This is a genomic window from Frankia umida (assembly GCF_023242945.1).
GTDB lineage: Bacteria > Actinomycetota > Actinomycetes > Frankiales > Frankiaceae > Frankia > Frankia umida.
The window spans coordinates 161403-182125 of sequence record NZ_JALKFT010000001.1; the positions used below are offsets into that span (position 1 = coordinate 161403).

Sequence of the window (20723 nt, forward strand, 5' to 3'; positions counted from 1 at the left end):
CGCCCGCCCCCGGAGCCAGGCCGCGAAGCCGAACTCCGGGGGCGCCGCCACACGCGAGAGCCGCCGCCCGGGCCCCGAGCCCGGGATACCCGGGGCTGGGATACCCCGGCTCTGACATACCAGGCCCGGGGCGGCGGTGTGGCACCCGAAGGGGCAGCCCTTCGGCCCTGGTCCGACCGGGCGCGTTAGCCGAAACGGGTCAGCGAAATTGCGGCCGTTCGGCTCCCTTGCTAACGTCAGCGGCACCCCACCCGGCCGAAATCGTCCTGACGTTTTGCCTTACGTTCCCGCAGAACAGGTATCATGCTCCGACCGGACGAATTCGAACAGCTTGTCGCCCGCCGCCTCGGTCTTTCCGGCTCAGCGGTGACCGCCGACAGCCGACTGCACGCCGATCTCGGCCTTGATTCCTTCCGCCTGCTTGATCTGTGTCTTTTCGTCGCGGAGCTCGGTACCGACATCTCCGAGGCCAACTGGCTGGAGATCGAGACCATCGGCGAGTTGTACGGCAGTTATCGTGCCGGCCAGGCCGCCGATGCCGCCTCGTCCACCCCGCGGGCAGCCACCCGAGCGGCCGTTTCCGGCGACCCCGTCCGGGCGATCGAGACCGGGGAGAATCCGGCGTCCATGCCGGTGCCGGCGCCGTGCCTGGCCGGGCGGTTCCTGCGGCTGATGCCGGTCCTGCCGTCATCCACGCCGTTCCTGTACGAGCTGGCCGTCACGCCGGACGTCGGCTTCCGCTGGCGCTACCGGGGTTCGGTGCCGTCCTACCCGCAGTTCGAGCAGGAGCTGTGGCAGGGTGTGCTGACGCAGTTCGTGATCGAGTCGGTCGAGACGGGCCGGCCGGTGGGGCACGCGATCTGCTACAACCCGGAGTTCACCCTCGGGTTCGCGTATGTCGGCGCGGCCGTGTCGGCGGACTACACCGGCTCCGGGCTCGCGGTCGAGGCCCTGAACCTCTTCGTTCGTTACATCTTTGATATCTGGCCTTTTCGAAAACTGTACTTCGAGCTCCCAGAATTCAACTACCCGCAGTTCTCCGGCGCCGACCGGGCGAATGCGGCGGGCGGTGCGCTCGAACTTGAGGGTCGTCTGCGCGGACATGACTACTATCACGGTCGCTACTGGGACCGTCTGATCCTGGCCGCCTACCCGGAACATCTGGACAGGCTGACCGGACGAGCCGCCGGCCCCTGATCGCGAACGTCCGCGCGGGCCGCCGAACAACCGCACGACGCCTGCCCATCCGTCCAAGGAAAGCCGGCAACCATGGTGTATCTGCTGGATCGCATGAAACGCGCGAGCGCGGGTCCGAACGGTGTCACGTTCCTCGCGCCGGACGGCGGTGAACGGGTCGGTTGGGCCGTGCTGCACGACGATGCCCGCCGGGTCGCCGCCGGGCTCCAGGAACGTGGGGTGCGCCCGGGGCGGCCGGTCGTGCTGCTCGCCTCGACCAGCCGGGCCACGGTGACCGCGGCGATGGCCGCCTGGTTCGCCGGCGCCAGTGTGACGCTCGCCCCGACACCGGCGCGCACCGTGGACCTGGCCCGCTACCTGGCCGACTCCCGGGAGCGCTTCGACGCCCTCGGCGACCCGCTGGTGCTGGTCGGTGCCCCCTGGGAACAGGCGATTGCGGCGCTGTCCGGCGGTGGCGGGATCGTGGCGTCGCTGGCCGAGGTCGTCGACGCCCAGCCGAGCGCGCCGTGGCGGCCGCCCACGCTCAGCCCCGAGGACCCGGCGATCCTGCAGCTCACCAGCGGCACGACCGGCGCGCCGAAGATCGCCCGGATCAGCCACGGCAACCTCGCGGCGAACATCGAGGGCATCCGGGTCGCGACCGGCCACGAGGCGGTGCACGGACGGATGCTGTCCTGGCTGCCGCTGTCGCATGACATGGGGCTGATCGGCGGTCTCATCCTGCCGCTGGCCTGCGGACGCTGCGACACCCTGCTCTCCAGCCCGGCGGACTACCTCGCCCGGCCGGCCAGCTGGATGCAGCAGATCTCCCATCACCGTGCCACCACCACCGTCGGACCCGGCTCGGCCTACGCTGTCGCCGCCCGGCTGTTGCGCACCGGTCCGCGGCTCGACCTGTCCTGCCTCGCCTACGCCCTGTGCGGCGGCGAGCCGATCGACCCGGCCGCCGTGGACGACTTCCTGGCCGCCGCGGGCGAGCACGGTTTCCATCCGGAGGCCTTCATGCCGGCGTACGGGCTGGCCGAGGCGACCGTCGCGGTGACCTTCTCCGACCTCGGCCGCGGCGCCCGCTACGACCACGTCGACGCCGACGCCCTCGCCGCCGGCATCGCACGTCCAAACGACCCGCTGGAGCAGACGGGCCCGGAGGATCCCACAGCCGGTGGCCGGACCCGGACCCGGCGGCTGGTGCTGCTGGGCGAGCCGATCGCCGGACTGTCGATCCGTGTCGTCGATCCCGACACCGACGTGGAACTGCCCGCCCGCACCGTCGGCGAGGTGCAGGTCCGGGGCACCTCGGTCGCCTCGTACCACGACCAGTCACCGGACAGCGCCCCACCCGCCGACCCGGACGGCTGGCTCGCGACCGGTGACCTCGGCTACCTCACCGACGCGGAACTGGTTGTCTGCGGCCGACACAAGGATGTGATCATCCTCGGTGGTCGCAACATCTATCCCGAGGACGTGGAGCGGGCGGCCGCCCGGGCACCGGGCGCCCGAGCCGGGAACATCGTCGCCTTCGCCGCCCCACGGCCGGGCCCGCCCGCCGGTGAGGGCCTGGCCGTCGCCGTCGAGACCCACGGCGATGACCATGAGACGCTGCGCCAGGCTGTCGCGGACGAGGTGCGCGCCGCACTCGGTGTGACCCCGCATCCGGTGATCGTGCTGCCGCCCGGTTCGCTGCCGAAGACGCCTTCCGGCAAGCTGCAGCGCGCCCAGGTCCGCCGCAGGTTCGCCTCATGACCAGCCCGACGACCGGCGCCATGACCGGCCTCGGATTCGGCGCCGCGACCGGGCCCGCCTCCGTCCAGACGCGGGTGGACGGGCTCGCGGACCGCCTGTACACCGCCTGGGCGCAGCCTGATCCGGACACCCGCACCCGCCTGCTCGCCGGCTGCTGCGCCGACCAGGTGAGCTACGCGAACCCACTGGGCGCCGCGGTCGGCGTCGACGCGCTCAGCGCGCTGATCGGGGAGTTCCTCGGGCCGTATCCCGGGCACCGGCCGGTGCGGGTCAGCGCCGTGGACGTCCACCATGATCGGGCCCGCTGGGAGTGGGGGCTGCGCGACAGCATCGGCCAGGTCGTACTCGCCGGTCTGGACGTCGCCACGTTCGACCAGCACGGCCTCACCACCATAAGCACCTTCTTCGGCCCGCCGCAGCCCCTGACCCGCACCTACACCTACACCCACGGCCAGGGCGGCCCACGCGGCTGAACCGCCGACCTTCCACCCCCAGCGCCGCATTCCCGCGGCGCCACATTCCCGCAGTGCCGCATTCCCGCAGTGCTGTGTTCCCGCAGTACCGGCATTCATCAGGAGGAACCCGTGCCCCGTACCCGCACAGCTCTGCGGACCGCAGCCATCGGCGCCACGGGCACCGTGGCGGTGGCCTTCATCGGAACCGCCACACCGGCATCCGCCACGGCGGCCCTGCCCGGAACCGGCTGCAGCGTCTCCGCCCTGCCGCCCACTGGCAGCGGGTCGATCGTCGGGTCCACCATCTCCGGCAACGGCACCGTCGTCTGCGACAGCTGGTACACCGGATCGATGACGATCAGCAACCAGCTGAAGAAGTACGCGAACGGAAAGTGGACGAACGTCGGTGAGCCGGTGAGCAAGTCGTTCTGGGGCGGTGCCGGCATCGGCGAAAGCGCGACCGTTCCGTGCGCGTTCGCCGGTCAGAACCAGTTCAAGACCGTCACCACCGCCACCGCGAACAATGCCCGGGCGACGGACACCTCCTCCGCCCTCAGCTACACCTGTACCTGATCGACCACCCGCACCTGATCGACCTTCCGGGCCGTCCGAGCGCTCAGGCCTGATCTGGCCCGGGCCTGAGCGACGAGGCGCGTCGGGGCGCGTCGAGACGCCGGGTGGGCGGCCGCCCGGTCGGGTCCCCAGGGGTCTGACCGGGCGCTCAGCCCACCGATTCGGCGGAACCGGCCATCACGGCGGCGTCCGCACCAGCCACGCCGTCCTCGGGGGCGGAACCGGTGATGACGGTGCCGCGGTGCTCGCCGCGACAGATCGCGGTCATCGCGCCCTGCTGCTCGATGTCGAAGATATGCAGCGGGATACCAAAGTCCCGGGCCAGGATGAACGCGGACTGATCCATCACCCGCAGCCCACGGCTGATCACCTCGTCGTAGCTGAGATGGGAGAACCGCTCCGCGTTCGGGTTGAGCTTCGGGTCGCTGTCATAGACCCCGTCGACGCCGTCCTTGGCCGCGAGCACGGCGTCCGCGCCAAGTTCCAGGGCCCGCTGGACCGCCGGATAGTCGGTGGTGAGGAAGGGCTGGCCGTTGCCGCAGGCGAGAATGACGGTCGCACCCTTTTCCAGCAGATGCACAGCACGCAGCCGGATGTACGGTTCGGCCACCGCGGGCACCGGAACCGCCGTCATCACCCGCAGGTTGTCCTCACCGAGTGCGGTCAGTTTGCCGCGCAGGAGCAGGCTGTTGATCACCGTGCCGAGCATGCCGATGTTGTCGGCCTCGACCCGGTCGATACCCCACCGGTCCGACTGGTTGCCGCGGAACAGGTTCCCCCCGCCCACGACGATGGCCACCTCGACGCCGGACTGGCGGACGGCGATGATTTCCCGGGCAAGGTGTTCCAACGCGTTGGAGTCGAAACCGAATTCGGCGGAACCGGCAATCGCCCGACCACTCAGTTTTACGACCACTCGACGGTATTTGGCCACAGTCTCCCGCTTTCCCTTTTCCATCGTGCGATCCTAACGCCCTGGACACATTGGTCGATCATGGTCAGATCGATCATGGAACTCGGCTGAGTTGGGTACACGGTAGAACACCCGCCTCCGGCCATCGCCGGACGTCCAGGTCGTCACGAAATGCCCGATGTGGCCACACGAATGCGGTGCCCATCACCCCACACCACCCCACCAGGACGAGGCCACCGGAGGCCGCCCGCCCGGCCCTCACTGCCGCGGACGCCCCGCGCACCGCCACCGGACATGCGTCAGGGGCATGATCCAAATATCTGATCATGCCCCTGACCCTGGTCGGGGTGGCGGGATTCGAACCCACGACCTCTTCGTCCCGAACGAAGCGCGCTACCAAGCTGCGCCACACCCCGCGACCGAACAGAAGCATACCCGACGCGACGGGGCTCGCGACGGGTCGGGCCGTCCCGATTCGTCAGATCACCCGCGGAACCAGCCCCAGCAGCGTCGCCTCCGGCCGACAGCCCAGGCGGATCGGCGCGAACGGTGAGGTCCCCAGGCCCGGCGAGACATGCAGCCAGCTCTCGGTGCCACCGCTGACCTGCCGGGACAGCCCCCGGACCCGGGACCGCGCCAGGCCGGCGCTGGCCACCGGGGCACCGATCCCCGGCAGGCGGATCTGCCCCCCCAGGGTGTGGCCGGACAGCACGAGCCGCACACCATCGGCCGCGAACGCGTCGAGGACCCGCGGCCGCGGGGTGTGCGACAGCCCGATCGCCAGGTCGGTGCCCGCCCGGGGTGGGCCCGCCACCGCCTCCAGGCGATCGCGGCGCAGTCCGGCGTCGTCCACACCGCGCAGGTCCAGCCGCAGCCCGCCGACATCGGCGACCGCCCGGGTGTTGGTCAGATCCCGCCATCCGCTGGCCGCGACGAGCTTCGCGGCCAGCGTCGGCCAGTCCAGCTCGCGGCCCCGCGGCTCGGCCGGGGTGCCACCGCCCGGGCGGCCGAGCGGGCCACCCGGTGTGGGCGCACGGTGGTCGTGGGTCCCGGGCACGAAGCAGCCCGGGAAGGAGAACAACGGTTCCAACGCGGCCAGCAGCGGATCACGGGCCTCGTCCGCGCACACCAGGTTCCCGGTCAGCACGACCAGATCGGGGACGAGCCGGGCGAGATCGCCCAGCCACGCCAGCTTGCCGCGCTGACCGACCGTGACCCGCAGATCCGACAGGTGCAGCACCCGCAGCGCGGGTGTGCCCGGCGCCAGCACCGGAACCGACACCCGACGCAGCGTGTACGCGGTGCGCTCGACCAGCGCACCGTAGGCCAGCACGCCCACGCCCATGCCCGCGGTCACGCCCACACCCATCGGCACACCACGCATCCAGACCAGACCTTCCCAGGGGGAGCACACATTCGGGGACCCCCGCCGTCGCGCGGATCCATGCCCGCCTGGCACCTTCGGGCTATGCCCGGGGGTGGCCAGCGGCGTTCCACCGTCTCATCCCGCTCGCCGCGGCGGCCGGTGGGCCTCGCCGATGCCGCCGATCCGAGACCACCGTCGTCGTCGTGTGGTCGGAGCTGACCAGGCCGCCGGTGCGCCCCATAGGCTGGGCGCACTATGAGTACCCCCCCGGAGCCAGGCCAGCGCACCGAACCGGGATCGCTGCAGCAGCGGCTGCGTGGCGATCTGACGTCCGCGATGAAGTCCCGCGACGAACTGCGGACGGCCACCCTGCGCCTCACCCTCACCGCCGTGAAGGAGGTCGAGGTCGCCGGCGACACGGCCCGCGCCCTCGACGACGCGGAGGTCCTGCGGGTACTGGCTCGCGAGGTGAAGAAGCGCCGCGAGGCCGCCGAGGCCTTCGCCGCCGCCGGCCGCAGCGAGGCCGCCGAACGGGAACGCGCCGAGGGTGAGGTGCTCGCCGCCTACCTGCCCCAGGAACTCGGCGACGACGAACTGACCGCGATCATCGACCGGGTGCTCGGCGAGCTGGGCCTGAGCGGGCCGCGGGCCATCGGCCCCGCCATGAAGGCGGTGCAGACCGCCGTCGACGGCCGGGCCACGGGCGGCCGGGTCGCCGCGCTGGTGAAGGCCCGCCTCGCCAACACCTGATCTCCCCTGACCGACCAGGGGCTGGGGCGATCAGGGGCGGCGGGATCGCCGCTCGGGGCTCAGCGCCGGTTCGGCGGTGTTGGCGAAGGTGCGGGCCCCGAGCGGGGTCCGGGGGAACAGCTGCGCCAGGATTCCGGCCAGGCCGTTGTCACCGACCGCCGGGGTGACCGCGGCCGGCTGACCGCCGCCGAGTCCGATGCCACCGGGCGGGGAGCCGCCGGGCAGGACGGGGGCGCCGGTCAGGCCGCCGGAGATGGCCAGGCGGATCTCGGTGTTCAGGGACACGACGCTGCCGGCCGGCGGCGTCGTGGCCACCACGATTCCCGGCTGGCCAGGCCAGACGACGGGTTGCGCGGACACGTGGAAGCCCTGCTGGACGAGGATCTGTTCGGCCACCGCCTGCGGTTGGCCGACGACGTTGGGCACCGGCCTGGTGGGTACCTGCGGCTGGGTGCCGTCCTCGGGCGGCAGTGGCGCCACCGGGAGACCGAGACCGTCGATGGTTCGGGTCATCGTGCGGGCCCAGATCTGGGCCGGGTAGCCACCGCCGAACACGTTGCGGCCGAACACACCGGTCAGTGGGTGGGCGGTCGGACCGCGCGGGTCGGCGAGGGTGACCGCGGTGGCCAACTGCGGGATGTAGCCGGCGAACGAGGCGGTGCTGAAGCCCTCGGCGGTACCGGTCTTGCCGGCGGCCGGCCGGCCGATCTGGGCGTTGCCGCTGGCGGTGCCGTGGCTGATGACACCTTCGAGTACCGAGCTGACCGTGTCGGCGATCTTCGGGTCGAGGACCTGCTCGCAGGCTGCCCCGGCGTTGAACGGCAGCGGCCGGTCGGCACCGCCGATCCGCTGGCTGATGGCGGTGACGGTGCGCGGCGCGCACTTGCGGCCACGGGCGGCGAGGGTGGAGTAGGCGGTCGCGAGGTCGAGGGTGCTGATCTCGTTGGAGCCGAGGATCGCCGAGCCGTCGGCCGAGCTGATGCCGTCGACCCCCCTGCACTCGGGATCGCTGTTGCCGTGCGGACGAATACGGCACGACGTGACGCCCATGTCCCGGGCGATCTGCGCGGTGCGCAGCACGCCGAGCTTCTCGGCGAGCTGGATGTAGTAGGTGTTGACCGAGTTCCACGTCGCCGTGGTCAGCGAGTAGAAGCCGTCCTCGCTGGGGTCGGCGTTGCAGTACATGTTCTTCGGCTGCGGGTTCGGAAACACCTTCGACTGGTAGCAGATCGGCGCGTGCAGCGTCGTCGAGAGGGGCATTCCGGCCTTGAGCGCGGAGATGAGGGTGAACACCTTGAAGGTCGATCCGGGACTGAACGAGTCCTCGTCGACCGGATAGACCTCCTTCGTGTGCACGAAGTCGGTGGAAAGGCTCGACACCAGCCCGTCGGCGGTGGGGCCGTACTCCCGGTTCTCGGCGACGGCCAGCACCTGGCCGGTGCCGGGCTGCATCGTCACGACGCCGGCCGCGACCCGGTTGCCGACCGGGATGACCTCGGTCGCCGCTGACTGCGCCGCCTGCTGGGCGACCGGCTCCAGCGTGGTGGTGATGGTCAGGCCGCCCTCGAACAGCAGCCTGCGGGCATCCTCCTCGGTCGGGGCGAAGGTCCGGTCGTTCAGCAGCTGCTGGCGCACCAGGGCGCAGAAGAACGGGGCGCCGGAGTCGGCGCACGGGTCGGCCGAGCGGGCCGGACGGTCGAGCACCAGCGGGCTGTCGTGGGCCGCGTGGAACTCCGCGTCGCTGATGTGGTGCAGCTCGCGCATCCGGTCGAGAACGATGTTGCGCCGCGCCACGGCGGCCTGCGGATGCAGCACCGGATTGTAGGCGGTCGGGTTCTTCACCAGGCCGGCGAGCAGCGCCGCCTGGGCCAGGGTGAGCTTCTCGACGTCCACGTTGAAGTAGTGCCGGGCGGCCACCTCGATGCCGTAGGCGCCGTCCCCGAAATAGGCGATGTTGAGATAGCGCTCGAGGATCTCGTCCTTGCTCAGGTGCGCTTCCAGGTAGAGCGCGTAGCGGGCCTCCCGCAGCTTGCGGTGCACCGTCTGCTCGGTGGCGGCGCGGCGCTGCGCGTCGGTGGTGGCCGACATCAGCAGGACGTTCTTGACGTACTGCTGGGTCAGGGTGGACCCGCCCTGGGTCACCGAGCCGTTCTCCCGGTTGGTCAGGTAGGCGCGGGCCAGGCCCTTGTAGTCGAGCCCGTCGTGTTCGTAGAAGCGCGAGTCCTCGATGTCGATGATGGCCCGGCGCATCACCTGGGGCACCCGGCCGAGCGAGACGACCTCACGGTCCTGCTCGCCGGAGAGCACGGCGACCAGGTTGCCGCGGGCGTCCAGAATGCGGGAGGCCTGCGCCAGCGGCCGCACCACCAGGTTCTCCGGCAGGTCGAGGAAGTCGTCGGCGCTGTGCTTGGCGGTCAGTCCGACCGCGCCGACCACGGGCAGCGCCAGCATGCCGACGAGGACGCCGCAGAGCACGCTCAGCAGACCCACGCCGGACAGGCGGCGGGCCCAGAAGGTCACCGGACGGCGACGCCCGGCCAGCGGGCCGTCGGCCCCGAAACCGGGACGGTAAAGCCGCCGTGCGGGCCCGTCGGGCGCCGGGGGCCCGGGGGGCGTGCTCATCGGCGGACCTCCGTCCAGCCAGGCCGGGACACCAGTCGCAGCATACGGGCCAACATCTGATCAACGGCGCCCGGCGGGTACCCACAGACCGGTACAACTATGGAGGAGCATCCCGGTGGAGCTGCCCAAATCGCCCTGACCTGGGCAGGCGCACTCCTGACAGTCGGGGCTCGCCGGGGCCACCAAGGCGTGCCCGGGACCAGAGTGACGACATCCACATCAACCAGATCCGGCGGGCCGTCCGACGGGGTTCCCCCCGATGATCATCCCGAGGCGGGCTCGTGGGCCGAGTCGTGTTTCCGGCCAGGCAGGACCGGATGGCGAACGCACCCTCCGCGCGGTGCCGGCATCGGCCTGTCACGCAACGGACATCTGGCTGCCACAGAACGCACTACCGTAGCGATCCGGATCAATGGCCCGGACTAGTCATTTGGACAACCATCCGTGTGGGGTCTGGGCCGTGGCCACGCCACTCCGTACGGTTTCGGGTCAACGCCACGTCACCACCCGCACGGGACCCCTGACCCGGCCTCGAGAAGAAAGGCAGGTGGCATGACCAGAAGCCTGGCCCCCGCCGTCAGTCCCCTTCGTGCCAACCCGAACCCCCTGGTGGGCTCCACCGTCGACGGCGACTGGACGGCGCACGCCGCCTGTCGCGACCTCGACCCGGATGAGCTGTTCGTCCAGGGCGCCGCCCAGAACCGGGTGAAGACCCGGTGCTTCGGCTGCGCCGTCCGCACCGAGTGCCTCGCCGACGCCCTCGACAACCACGTCGAGTTCGGTGTCTGGGGCGGTATGACCGAACGAGAGCGCCGTGCGCTGCTTCGTCGCCGTCCGGACGTCACGTCCTGGCGCAAGCTGCTCGCGGACGCCCAGGCCGACCACCGGTCAGCCTCCGCCGGGTAGCTTCGGGCCGCTCCGCCTGGCCCAACGCCATCCGCTTCCCGGTTCCGTCCGAGGACAACGACGTCCCGGCGCGGACCAGCACCGCCGTTACCGCGCTACCCCGCTACTCCACCCGCGCGAGAGCGCAGCCGATCTCCCGCAGGCCGTCGAGATCGTGCACATCCTCCGCCAGCGCCTCGACCTCGACCAGCGGGGTGTCCGGATGAGCGCTGGTGAACCGCTCCCGCAGCCGCGCCTCCCGGTCGGCCAGCCGCGCCCGCTCCGCATGGATGCGCAGGACCGCAGCCGCCAACGGATGCTCCCCGTGTTCGTCGAGGTTCTCGGCGGCGGCGAGGCTGCGTTCGGCGGTGAGCGTCCCGGCATCGCTGTGATGTGTCCGGTTGACCACCAGCCCGGCCAGCGGCATACCGTCGGCGTCGAGCCGGTCGACGAAGTAGGACGCCTCCCGCAGCGCCGCCGCCTCGGGCGCGGCGACCACCACGAACGACGTGCCCTGTTCGCCGAGCAGACGGTAGGTCTGGTCGGCCCGGGCGCGGAAACCGCCGAACATCGTCTCGAGCGCGGCGACGAACACGCTCAGATCGGTGAGCAGCTGCGCGCCGAGCACCTTCGTCAGCACCCGGGTGAACATCCCGATACCCGCGCCGAGCACCTTCGCGTACGCGCGGCCGCCGGCCTTCGCCGGGGCCAGCAGAACGCGTAGCAGACGGCCGTCGAGGAACGTGCCGAGCCGGGTCGGCGCGTCCAGGAAGTCCAGCGCCGACCGGGTCGGCGGGGTGTCGACGACGATCAGGTCCCACTCGTCGCTCGCGTCGAGCTGGCCGAGTTTCTCCATCGCCATGTACTCCTGCGTTCCGGCGAAGGAGGACGACAACGTCTGGTAGAAGGGGTTGTCGAGCAGGGCCTGGGCCCGCTCGGGCGAACTGTGCGCCAGGACGATCTCGTCGAACGTCCGTTTCATGTCCAGCATCATCGCGTCGAGCCGCCCACCGGCGGACTCGTCGATGCCGGCGACCTCCCGCGGGGTGTTGTCCAGCGTGGTGAGGCCGAGCGACTGGGCCAGGCGGCGGGCCGGGTCGATGGTGAGCACGACCACACTGCGCCCACGTTCGGCCGCCCGCAACGCGAGCGCCGCCGCCGTGGTGGTCTTGCCCACCCCGCCGGAGCCGCAGCACACGACGATCCGCTCGGTGTCGAGCATCTCGTCCACCTCGAACAGCGGCACCCCGACCGGTTGTGGACGGATTCGTCGCGCCCGCTCGGTGAGCGCCGCCTCGGTCTCCGCCGCCTCGGTCTCCGCCGCCTCGGTGGCGGTCCTTGCCGCGGTGGGCCTGGCTGCGCTGGGCTTGGCGGCGGGGCCGGGCTTGGCGGCGGCGGGACTGGGTTTGGCGGTTCGTGGCCGGCTGGGGCGACGGGGCGGCGGTTCCTCCGCCGCGGACGATCCTGCGTTGTCGCTCACCGGCTCAGCCCACCATCTGCTGGGCACGCAGGAGCTCGGCGAACCGGTAGACGGTGCCGAGGTCGACCCCGTCCGCCTCCAGGGGCATTTCGTACACGGGGCGACCCAGCGCAAGGATCTCCGCCCGTTGGGCCGCCTCCAGCGCCACCCTGTCGGCGTGCTGGGTGGTCTCCCAGACCAGCGACTCGACCAGCTCGCGGGTCGGTTCCAGACCAGCTTCCTTGACGGCGGCCACGATCTCCTCCCGGTCGAGTTCGCCGCGGCGGGCCTGCCGGGACTCCCGGGCCTTCAACAACGGCGAACGCGCCATGTTGATGATGATCCCGCCGATCGGCAGCCCGGCCGCGGTGAGTTCGGTGACGCCATCCACGGTCTCCTGGACGGGCATCTCCTCGAGCAGGGTCACCAGGTGCACGGCTGCCCGGTCGGGCCGCAGCACCGCCATCACACTGTCCGCCTGGGCGCGGATCGGCCCCACCTTGGCCAGGCCCGCGACCTCCGCGGTGACCCCGAGGAACCGGGCGATCCGGCCGGTCGGCGGGGCGTCGAGCACGACCGCGTCGTAGGCCAAGCCCCCGGCACGGGTGCCGTCGGGGCGGTTCACCGCCTCCTTGACCTTGCCGGTGAGCAGGACGTCGCGCACGCCGGGGGCGACCGTGGTGGCGAAGTCGACCGCGCCGAGCCGGCCGAGCACCCGTCCGGCGCTGCGCAGGTTGTAGAACATCTCCAGGTACTCCAGCAGCGCCTCGTCCGCGTCGATCGCGAGGGCGAACACCTCGCCGCCGCCGGGGGCGCTGGCCACCTTGCGTTCCTTGTACGGCAACGGTGGGGTGTCGAACAGCTGCGCGATCTGCTGGCGGCCCTCCACCTCGGTGAGCAGGACCCGCCGCCCGCCGGTGGCCAGGGCGACGGCGAGCGCGCCGGCGACCGTCGTCTTGCCCGTCCCGCCCTTGCCGGTGACGATGTGCAGCCGGCGCTCCCACGGACCGCCCTCGTCGTCCACGAACACCTCGTCGCCTGGGTCGTCGTCGCCCGCGCCACGCCTGCCGCTCACACGCTCGACCGTACCCGGGCCGACGGCCACCGCCACGCCAGCCGGGCCGTATCACCCATGTCGGTGTGACCGTCCGTACGCGTGGGCCGAGCCAGCCGAGAGCCGGATGGCGCATGCTCTAGGGTCCGGTGGCATGCAGACGAAGTGGGAGTACTTCACAGCCCCGTTGTTGATCCACAACACCAAGCAGATCCTCGACACGTTCGGTGAGGACGGCTGGGAGCTGGTCCAGGTGATTCCCGCTCCCACCAACCCCGAGGGGCTCGTCGCCTACTTCAAGCGGCCCAGGTCCCAGGGCTAGCGGTGACGACCCCGAGCGAGCGCCTGGCCAGCCTCGGCCTCAGCCTGCCCGCGGTGGCGACCCCGGCCGGCGCGTACGTCCCGGCGGTGCGCGACGGTGATCTCATCTGGAGCGCCGGGCAGCTGCCCCTGGTCGACGGCCGGCTGGTCGAGGCCGGTCTGGTGGGTGCCGAGGTCACCGCGCCGCGCGCCGCCGAGCTCGCCCGGATCGCGGCTCTGCTCGCACTGGCCGCCGTCGCGGCCGAGGCCGGCGGGCTGGATGCCATCCGCCGGATCGTCAAGGTCGTCGGCTTCGTGGCCAGCGCCGCCGGGTTCACCGCCCAACCGGGGGTGGTCAACGGCGCCAGCGAGTTGTTCGTCGAGGTCTTCGGGGATGCCGGTCGGCATGCCCGCTCGGCCGTCGGCGTCGCCGCGTTGCCGCTCGGCGCTCCGGTGGAGATCGAGATCATCGCCCGCGTCTGAGGGCTGATCGCACTAACATCAGCGCTGTGTCCGCTGGTGTGCCGTCCAATGGTGTGCCGATCAACCGATCGTCGCGTGCGGGTGGGCCCTGCGATGGCCCGGCCTCCGATCGCGTCTCGTCGGCGGTGGGCGCCCCCGGCGGGGGGACGTCCGACGGCGGGATGTCCGGTGATCAGGGGTCGGTCGCCGGGGTGCCACGGCAGGTGACACCGCTGGCGGCCGTCCTGCTGGCGCCCAATCCGGGTCCGATGACCCTGGACGGGACCAACACCTGGTTGCTGCGGGCGCCCGGGCACACCAGCGCCGTCGTGGTCGACCCGGGGCCGGACCTGCCCGAACATCTTGACGCGATCGCCGCCGCCGGGCCCATCGCGCTGATTCTGCTCACTCACGGTCACTCTGATCACAGTGCTGGTGCGGCCGCGCTGCACCAGCGCACGGGCGCACCGGTGCGGGCGCTTGATCCCGCGCACCGGCTCGGCGACGAGGGCCTCGCCGCCGGGGACGTGGTGGCCCGGCCCGGCCTCGAGCTGCGCGTCCTGCCCACCCCCGGGCACACCGCCGACTCGCTGTCGTTCCTGCTGACCGGTGCGGACACCGACGCGGCGGTACTCACCGGAGACACGATTCTCGGCCGGGGCAGCACGGTCGTGGCCCATCCGGACGGCCGGCTTGGCGACTACCTCGACAGCCTGCGGCTGCTGCGGGAGCTCGGCGAGACGACGGTGTTGCCCGGGCACGGCCCGGAACTGCCCGCCGCCGGCGCCGCCGCGCGGCACTACCTGGCCCATCGGCACACACGCCTCGAGCAGGTCCGGGCGGCGCTGGCCGCGATGGGGGTCGAGCCGGCGCGGGCGGACGCCGCCGAGGTGGTCCGTCGGGTCTACGCCGACACCGACCGGGCGTTGTGGCTGGCCGCCGAGTTATCCGTGCGGGCGCAGCTCGCCTACCTTCGGGACCATCCCACTCTCCCCTGAACGGGCCATCGGGATCGAAGCGGCGCCTGGGTCCGCGACCGGGCAGCCTACCGGCTGACCTCGCGATGTGCGCCGGGTTGGCCGACCGTCCGGTTCGGGCCCGACGATCCGGTGCCGACGGGGCGGAGATCGCCTGCGCGTGCCTGGCCCGTTCGGGCCTCCCTGCGGCACCCCCGGGCGCCCCCGCACCCCCCGGCCAACCGCCCGACCGGCCCGGACATATGCGACCACGGTCGGGCATCCGACCCCGCGCTGACGGGTAAACGAGACGCAGGCCACTAAACTTGACGCTGGAGGGAGCCGCTCGTGCGCAGGATGACGGCGTCACGCGACCAGCCCGGGGCCCGCTCCCGGAGCGCGGCGGGTATCGCCCACCTGGCCGTACCCGCCCGGCTCCGGTGCGGTCCGACACCGCGGAAGGTCCGATGATGAAGGTGCCAGCACAGCCGCAGAAGCCCGTGTTCCCACCCACCGGGACGGCGATATGGTGATCTCCGCGCCGCTGACCGGACCGTCGCAGTGCCCACGCTGCGGGTCGGCCGCCGTCCCGGGCGGGCGGTTCTGCTACCACTGCGGGCTCGAGTTCGCCTCGGCAGAGGCGGCGACGCTGGATGTCCCCGAACGCCGCGTGGTCACGGTGCTCTTCGGTGATCTCTCCGATTTCACCAGCTGGGCGGAGGACCGCGACCCCGAGCGGGTCGGTGAGATGACCGATCGGGTCCTCGCCGCGCTCGCCCACGAGATCGACGAGGTCGGCGGTCGGGTCGACAACCTGACCGGGGACGGGATCATGGCCGTCTTCGGCGCGCCGACCGCCCACGAGGATGATCCGGAGCGGGCTGTGCGGGCCGCGGCGGCGATGCAGGAGACCGTCCGCCGACTGGTGCAGGACACCGCCGGTGACAGCGCCGAGGGCCGCCTCGGTCTGCGGGTGGGCATCAACACCGGGGAGGTGCTCGCCGGGGTGCAGGCGGCGCTGTCCTACACGGTCATCGGGGACACGGTGAACACCGCCGCCCGGCTGTCCGCCGCGGCCTCGATCGGCACGGTGTACGCCGGGCGGGAGACGGCCAGCGCGACCCGTACCGTGGCCAGCTGGCGTGAGCTGCCCGATCTCGCGCTCAAGGGCAAACGGGAGCCGGTGCCCGCCTACGAGCTGATCAGCCTGCGCCCGTCCAACGTCGAACGTCCGGGTCTCGCCGACGACGCGCCGTTCCTTGGCCGCGACGCCGAGCTCGGCCATCTGCAGGCCCTGTTCGACGAGGTCGTCGCGCGACAGTCGCCGCAGGTGGCGCTGCTGGTCGGCGAGGCCGGCATCGGCAAGACCCGGCTGGCCAGCGAACTGTCCGACCGGGCGGCGGCGACCCCGCGCACGATGGTGCTGTGGGGGCGCACGGTGCGCCACGGGGACGGACGCGGGCTGGCGCCGCTGGTTGACGTCGTGCGCAACGCCTGCCGCATCACCGACGGTGACTCCCTCGACCGGGTGGCCGACCGGGTGCGTGCGATGGTGGCCGGGCTCGCCCATCCCCTGACCGGCGCCCGGCTGCCCGCCGGCATCGCCGATCGGTTGCTGCTGCTGCTCGGGGTTCCGCTGGACCGCCGCTCCACCGGCGGGCCCGTGGCCACTCCCGGTGACCCGGCGGCCCGCGCCTCGCACGTCGAGGAGGCCGAGGAGCGCACCGTGGAGGCGACGGTGCAGGCCGTCGCGCTGCTGCTCAGCGCCCAGGCGCGCACGGGTCCGGTCCTGGTCGTGATCGACGACCTGGAGTGGGCGACCAGCCAGCTCTCCGACGCGATCAGCCGGCTCGCGTCCCGGCTCGCCGGGCCGGTGCTGCTGGTCCTGGTCGACCGGGCGGGGCCGCGGCTGGCCACCCTGCCGCACGTGCACCGCATCGATCTCGCCCCGTTGGGGGCCGAGGCGTCCGGGCAGTTGCTCACCAACCATCTGGGTGGCCGCACGCTGGAGCCGCGCACCCGAGACGATCTGCTCGCCCGGGTCCACGGCAATCCGTTCTTCCTGGTGGAGCTGCTCAACCTGCTGATCGACCGGCGTCTGCTGCACCCGTCCGAACGCACCGACGATCATGTGCACGCCGAACTCGTCCTGGACGGGGCGCTGGCCGACAGCCCGCTGCCCGCCGGGGTCCAGTCCGTGCTCGCGGCTCGCATCGACGATCTCGACCCGAGCGCCAAGGCGGTGCTGCGGGCGGCGGCGGTGCTCGGGCGGCGGTTCCCCGCCGAGGCGCTGCCGATGGTCGAGGAACGGCCCGCCGACGAGGTGACCCGGGCGCTGGCGGTGCTGACCGAGCGTCAGCTCGTCCGGCCGCCGCGGGCGCACGAGGCCCGGTGGCGGTTCGTCCACCCGATGGCCCGCGACGTCGCCTACGCGGGGCTCCCGAAGGTCGAACGAGCCCGCCGGCACGCGACAGCGGCCCGCTGGGGGGTGACCGCGATGATCGGTACCTCCCGGTCGGTGTCGACGTTCGTGGCCAACCACTCGTTGCGGGCGTTCGACCTGGCCGCGTCCATGAGTCTGCCGCCGAGCGATCCGGCCTGGGCCGCGCGGATGTCCGGTTTCCACGCGCATGTCCGGCTCGCCCGTGCGGCGCTCGCCCGCGACGACCACCGGACCGCGGCCGAACTGCTCGCCAACGCCCGCCGACTGGGCCGTGACCTGGTCGATCAGCGCGAGGACAACACCGTCCGGGTGCTGCACGCCGAGGCGCTCGTCGCGCTGCGTCAGCTCGACGAGGCCGAGCGGACGTTGCGCCCGGCGCTGCGTGCGGTCGCCCCGGCCCGCCGCGCCGCCGCTTTCTCCGTGCTCGGTGAACTACGCCAGAAACAGGGGCGGGCGGACGAGGCCGCCCAGTGTCTGCTCACCGCGTTGGAGTCGGCCCACGAGGCCGGGGACGAGCGGGCCATCGCCGCCGTCCTGCGTCGGCTGGGCATGCTGGAGTACAACGCCGGACGGATCGGGGCCGCCGAGGAGCGTTACCGCGAGGCGCTCGCGATCGCCCAGCGGGTCGACGACCCGCGCGGAGTCGGCTGGGCGTTACAGCATCTGGCCTGGAGCGCCACCACCCGCGGCGACTACCCGCGGGCCGAACGGACACTGCGGGACGCCTCCACCGTCTTCGAGCGCCTCGAGGACACCGGCGGTCTGGGCTGGTGCCGCGGCACCGAGGCACTCGTGCTGCTGCTCTCGGGCCAGCTCACCCGGGCCCGCGACCTCGCTCGGGAGCTCATCGAACTCGCCGGTTCGGTCGGCGAGCAGTGGGGGATGGCGGTCTGCCTGACGATCGACGGCATCGCCGCCGCCGAACTGGGTGACCTCGCCGTCGCCGAGGCGGACGCGACCCGCGCCGCCGAACTGTTCGAGTCCTGCGCGGACACCTGGGGCTCGATGCTGGTGCTCGTGGCCCGGGGCCTGGCCGCCCGTGGCGCGGGCGAACCGGCCCGTGGGGCGCGCTACCTGGAGCAGGCCTGTGACCAGGCCGCGGAACGCGGCCATGTGGTTGTCGGGGCGCTGGCGCGGGTGCTGCTCGGGCTCACGCTGCTCGACGCCGGAGAGATCGACCGGGCGGCGGAGGCTGCCGAGGCGGCGCTGCGCGACCTGGAACATCTCGACCTTCGACCGCACGCACAACTGGGCGCCAAGGTGCTCGTCGCCCAGATCGCGCGGGCACGGGGTCGCCTCGACTCGGCCCGGGACCTGCTCCAGGAGGCACTGGCCGCCAGCGAACCGGGGACGTTGCTGTTCCCCCGTCGCCAGGCCTACGCCCACCTGGCCGGCATCCTGCTGGACGCGGGGCAGCCCGAGGCGGGCCTTCAGGTCGCCCGGCGCGCGGTCGCGGTCGACGCCGAGGACGTCCGCGCCCAGGTGCTGGGCTACCGGGCGCTGGGGACCGCGCTGGTCGCAAGCGGCGACCTGGAGGGTGGACGAGCCGCCTACCTGCGCGCCCTGGCCGCGGCCACCGCGACCGACGCGGTCAGCGAGGCACCGCAGACCCGGCGGTTGCTCGCCGGCCTACCCCCGAGTGGTGGCGGCACGGATACGCCACCGTCGACGAACCCGGCGGATGGCGACGACGGCTCCGCCGCCGGCGCCCCGGCACCCGCCGGCAACGCCTCCGGCGACGCGTTCGCCGGCACCCCGGGCCAGGCGCGCTGTCCATGAACGTTTCCGGCTGTGGTGCGGTGGGCGCGGGCCCACGCTCCGGGGCCGCAGGCGGCTACCCGTCCTCGGCACCCCAGGCACCCCAGGCGGCCAGGCCACAGGCCCCGGCCAGGCTGGCGACCCGCCCCCGGGCAGGGTGGCACGTCGTCCGTCCCGGCATGCTCACGTCAACTCCGGCGAGCATGTCGGGACGATGACCGGGCACGTCCGCGACAGCGGTCAGCGGGCGCGGCGGGACAACCGTTCACGGTCGAGCAGGACGACGGCACGTGAGTCCAGCCGGAGCCAGCCACGGGTCGCGAAGTCGGCGAGTGCCTTGTTCACGGTCTCCCGGGACGCCCCGACCAGCTGCGCGAGCTCCTCCTGGGTCAACCCGTGCTCGACGCGGACACCAGCCGCCTCGTTCCCGGGCTGGGCCGGTTCACCGAACCGTTCGGCCAGGTCGAGCAGCGCTTTGGCGACTCGGCCGGGCACGTCGGTGAACACCATGTCGGCCACGCTGTCGTTGGTCCGCCGCAGCCGGCGGGCCAGGACCCGCAACAGCATGGCGCCGGCCTCCGGGCGCGATCGCAACCAGGGCCGTAGCGCGGTGTGTTCCAACGACAGTAGCGACGCATCAGTGACAGCGGTAGCAGTGGCCGTTCGGGGGCCTGGATCGAACAGGGAAAGCTCGCCAAACAGGTCTCCTGGACCCATCACGGACAGCAGGTTCTCCCTGCCGTCCGCGGACTGGCGCCCTATCTTCACTTTTCCGGACAGAACGACAAAGACCCGGTCACCCACGTCTCCCTCACGGAACAGGACATCCCCACGGGTGACGTCCTGCCGATCAAGATGGTCTGACAGGGCTAGTCGATCCTGCTCGGACAGCCCCACGAACAGCGGCACGCGGGCTAGCAGATCCTCCACGGATCTGAGCATGCCAGGACTGAGGTTGGAGGGCACGGGCAGGGACCCCCGCGACCAAAATTAACCGGCGAGGGTGAACGTACTGCGACCACTCGTGTGCTGATGGCGAGAATCCGCACCTCATCAGGCACTGTTGGATGACACGTCCGGGCCGATCGACTGCCCGAGCGGACCGTCACGAGCAGGTCCGCGCCGGTCAGCGCCCGAACGGGCCGGTCCCGTCCGGGCCCATCGTCCCGGCCCGGCCAGGGCCCATGGACCCCCTGTCGCCGTTGGGCCGCCCGGTCGGCGACCCCCAGTTCGGCGGGCACGGCCCATCGGTGTCAGGCGGGTCGCCCGGCCGTCGGACCCACGGTCGCCCGGGCGAACCCGCCACCTGCGCGGACCTCCGGTCGTCGACACCAGGCAGGTGCGGACCGGTTCGGGGACGGACAGCGGCGCACATCTCATGCGTCAGCTAGCCCACACCCGATCTGGCACCCCCGACAAAACGGAACAATCTGTGATAAGGGCGACCGTCAGAGCGCGCGGTGCTTGCCGGGGGGTGGCCGGCGCAGCCGGCCGCGATACCGCTCGAGTGCGGCGGGCAGACCCTGGTTCATGAGGGTGTCGACCTCCTCCGGTCGGGCGTTGTCGAGGAAGCCCTCGAGCCCTTTGCCGGTGTCGGCGGCGTTCAACGGGCGTTCCACCCGTTCCATCGCCAGCAGCAGCGCGAGCAGCAGGAGTGGAAAGCAGACCGCAGCAATGACAAACATGACTCCCCCATGGTGGCTGACGGACGTGCCCGGGCCAGCAAGGGGGTGGACGTGTCGCGCGTGGCGTGCCGATGGCGTGACGGACTGGTGGGAACCCGGCGA

General features: G+C 72.1%; 17 protein-coding genes and 1 tRNA gene. 10 read left to right on the top strand and 8 right to left on the bottom strand.

The features are described 5' to 3' along the window. Positions 1-303 precede the first annotated feature (303 nt). The 4 genes from MXD59_RS00610 to MXD59_RS00625 all read left to right on the top strand — a co-directional run bounded on the left by MXD59_RS00610 (position 304) and on the right by MXD59_RS00625 (position 3968). Positions 304-1197 (top strand): phosphopantetheine-binding protein, encoded by an 894-nt coding sequence (locus MXD59_RS00610; RefSeq protein WP_248822989.1) that lies wholly within the window; start codon positions 304-306, stop codon positions 1195-1197. A gap of 93 nt (positions 1198-1290) precedes the next feature. Then, positions 1291-2940, top strand: a complete 1650-nt coding sequence (locus tag MXD59_RS00615; protein WP_308301609.1) for a long-chain-fatty-acid--CoA ligase — start codon at positions 1291-1293, stop codon at positions 2938-2940. Further along, entirely contained in the window at positions 2937-3413 is a 477-nt protein-coding gene (locus MXD59_RS00620; protein ID WP_248822991.1) for a nuclear transport factor 2 family protein, read from the top strand. The genes MXD59_RS00615 and MXD59_RS00620 overlap by 4 nt, the downstream gene beginning before the upstream one ends. A gap of 111 nt (positions 3414-3524) precedes the next feature. Further along, positions 3525-3968, top strand: coding sequence for a hypothetical protein (locus MXD59_RS00625; protein WP_163549216.1), 444 nt, complete (start codon positions 3525-3527; stop codon positions 3966-3968). Between the two features lie 148 nt (positions 3969-4116). Here MXD59_RS00625 and pyrH read toward each other — a convergent pair whose 3' ends face one another. From pyrH to MXD59_RS00640, 3 genes are all read right to left on the bottom strand, one after another. Then, positions 4117-4926 carry a UMP kinase gene (pyrH, locus tag MXD59_RS00630; protein ID WP_248822992.1) on the bottom strand — a complete coding sequence of 270 codons (810 nt, stop codon included), beginning with the start codon at positions 4924-4926 and terminating at the stop codon, positions 4117-4119. Positions 4927-5220: 294 nt separating this feature from the next. Next, a tRNA-Pro gene (locus MXD59_RS00635) sits at positions 5221-5297 on the bottom strand. A gap of 62 nt (positions 5298-5359) precedes the next feature. Further along, the gene (locus tag MXD59_RS00640; protein ID WP_248822993.1) at positions 5360-6265 is read right to left on the bottom strand and encodes a metallophosphoesterase; all 906 of its coding nucleotides are present in this window, start codon (positions 6263-6265) and stop codon (positions 5360-5362) included. A 237-nt stretch (positions 6266-6502) separates the two neighbouring features. On the opposite strand from MXD59_RS00640, the gene MXD59_RS00645 reads away from it, so the two are divergent. Beyond that, on the top strand, positions 6503-6997 hold the full coding sequence (locus MXD59_RS00645; protein ID WP_248822994.1) for a GatB/YqeY domain-containing protein: 495 nt from the start codon (positions 6503-6505) through the stop codon (positions 6995-6997). A 30-nt stretch (positions 6998-7027) separates the two neighbouring features. On the opposite strand, the gene MXD59_RS00650 is transcribed toward MXD59_RS00645, so the two are convergent. Then, entirely contained in the window at positions 7028-9619 is a 2592-nt protein-coding gene (locus tag MXD59_RS00650) for a penicillin-binding protein (protein ID WP_248822995.1), read from the bottom strand. 552 nt (positions 9620-10171) lie between these two features. Here MXD59_RS00650 and MXD59_RS00655 point away from each other — a divergent pair. Continuing rightward, on the top strand, positions 10172-10525 hold the full coding sequence (locus MXD59_RS00655) for a WhiB family transcriptional regulator (RefSeq protein ID WP_163547791.1): 354 nt from the start codon (positions 10172-10174) through the stop codon (positions 10523-10525). Positions 10526-10628: 103 nt separating this feature from the next. On the opposite strand, the gene bagB is transcribed toward MXD59_RS00655, so the two are convergent. Together bagB and bagA are read right to left on the bottom strand one after the other, a co-directional pair. After that, positions 10629-11726, bottom strand: coding sequence for an ArsA family ATPase (gene bagB / locus MXD59_RS00660; protein WP_248811533.1), 1098 nt, complete (start codon positions 11724-11726; stop codon positions 10629-10631). A 262-nt stretch (positions 11727-11988) separates the two neighbouring features. Then, positions 11989-12993 carry an ATPase BagA gene (bagA, locus tag MXD59_RS00665; protein WP_248823219.1) on the bottom strand — a complete coding sequence of 335 codons (1005 nt, stop codon included), beginning with the start codon at positions 12991-12993 and terminating at the stop codon, positions 11989-11991. A gap of 178 nt (positions 12994-13171) precedes the next feature. Between bagA and sp36 the strand changes: the two genes are divergently transcribed. The 4 genes from sp36 to MXD59_RS00685 all read left to right on the top strand — a co-directional run bounded on the left by sp36 (position 13172) and on the right by MXD59_RS00685 (position 18957). Then, positions 13172-13339: a Sp36 family protein gene (gene sp36, locus MXD59_RS00670; protein WP_163547815.1), complete on the top strand. Its 168-nt coding sequence runs from the start codon at positions 13172-13174 to the stop codon at positions 13337-13339. A 2-nt stretch (positions 13340-13341) separates the two neighbouring features. Next, the gene (locus MXD59_RS00675) at positions 13342-13800 is read left to right on the top strand and encodes a RidA family protein (protein ID WP_248822996.1); all 459 of its coding nucleotides are present in this window, start codon (positions 13342-13344) and stop codon (positions 13798-13800) included. Positions 13801-13961: 161 nt separating this feature from the next. Next, the gene (locus tag MXD59_RS00680) at positions 13962-14777 is read left to right on the top strand and encodes an MBL fold metallo-hydrolase (protein ID WP_248823220.1); all 816 of its coding nucleotides are present in this window, start codon (positions 13962-13964) and stop codon (positions 14775-14777) included. A gap of 484 nt (positions 14778-15261) precedes the next feature. Beyond that, the gene (locus MXD59_RS00685; protein ID WP_248822997.1) at positions 15262-18957 is read left to right on the top strand and encodes an AAA family ATPase; all 3696 of its coding nucleotides are present in this window, start codon (positions 15262-15264) and stop codon (positions 18955-18957) included. A gap of 219 nt (positions 18958-19176) precedes the next feature. Here the strand turns inward: MXD59_RS00685 and MXD59_RS00690 are convergent, their stop codons facing one another. Together MXD59_RS00690 and MXD59_RS00695 are read right to left on the bottom strand one after the other, a co-directional pair. Continuing rightward, on the bottom strand, positions 19177-19866 hold the full coding sequence (locus MXD59_RS00690) for a Crp/Fnr family transcriptional regulator (protein ID WP_163547787.1): 690 nt from the start codon (positions 19864-19866) through the stop codon (positions 19177-19179). Positions 19867-20384: 518 nt separating this feature from the next. Then, positions 20385-20621 (bottom strand): hypothetical protein, encoded by a 237-nt coding sequence (locus MXD59_RS00695; protein WP_163547786.1) that lies wholly within the window; start codon positions 20619-20621, stop codon positions 20385-20387. Between the last annotated feature and the right edge of the window lie 102 nt (positions 20622-20723).

Coding starts and splice junctions, on each gene's coding strand:
- MXD59_RS00610 (WP_248822989.1), top strand. CDS start 304: ATGCTCCGACCGGACGAATTCGAACAGCTTGTCGCCCGCCGCCTCGGT.
- MXD59_RS00615 (WP_308301609.1), top strand. CDS start 1,291: ATGAAACGCGCGAGCGCGGGTCCGAACGGTGTCACGTTCCTCGCGCCG.
- MXD59_RS00620 (WP_248822991.1), top strand. CDS start 2,937: ATGACCAGCCCGACGACCGGCGCCATGACCGGCCTCGGATTCGGCGCC.
- pyrH (WP_248822992.1), bottom strand. CDS start 4,926: ATGGAAAAGGGAAAGCGGGAGACTGTGGCCAAATACCGTCGAGTGGTC.
- MXD59_RS00640 (WP_248822993.1), bottom strand. CDS start 6,265: ATGCGTGGTGTGCCGATGGGTGTGGGCGTGACCGCGGGCATGGGCGTG.
- MXD59_RS00645 (WP_248822994.1), top strand. CDS start 6,503: ATGAGTACCCCCCCGGAGCCAGGCCAGCGCACCGAACCGGGATCGCTG.
- MXD59_RS00650 (WP_248822995.1), bottom strand. CDS start 9,619: ATGAGCACGCCCCCCGGGCCCCCGGCGCCCGACGGGCCCGCACGGCGG.
- MXD59_RS00655 (WP_163547791.1), top strand. CDS start 10,172: ATGACCAGAAGCCTGGCCCCCGCCGTCAGTCCCCTTCGTGCCAACCCG.
- bagB (WP_248811533.1), bottom strand. CDS start 11,726: ATGCTCGACACCGAGCGGATCGTCGTGTGCTGCGGCTCCGGCGGGGTG.
- sp36 (WP_163547815.1), top strand. CDS start 13,172: ATGCAGACGAAGTGGGAGTACTTCACAGCCCCGTTGTTGATCCACAAC.
- MXD59_RS00680 (WP_248823220.1), top strand. CDS start 13,962: ATGTCCGGTGATCAGGGGTCGGTCGCCGGGGTGCCACGGCAGGTGACA.
- MXD59_RS00685 (WP_248822997.1), top strand. CDS start 15,262: ATGGTGATCTCCGCGCCGCTGACCGGACCGTCGCAGTGCCCACGCTGC.
- MXD59_RS00695 (WP_163547786.1), bottom strand. CDS start 20,621: ATGTTTGTCATTGCTGCGGTCTGCTTTCCACTCCTGCTGCTCGCGCTG.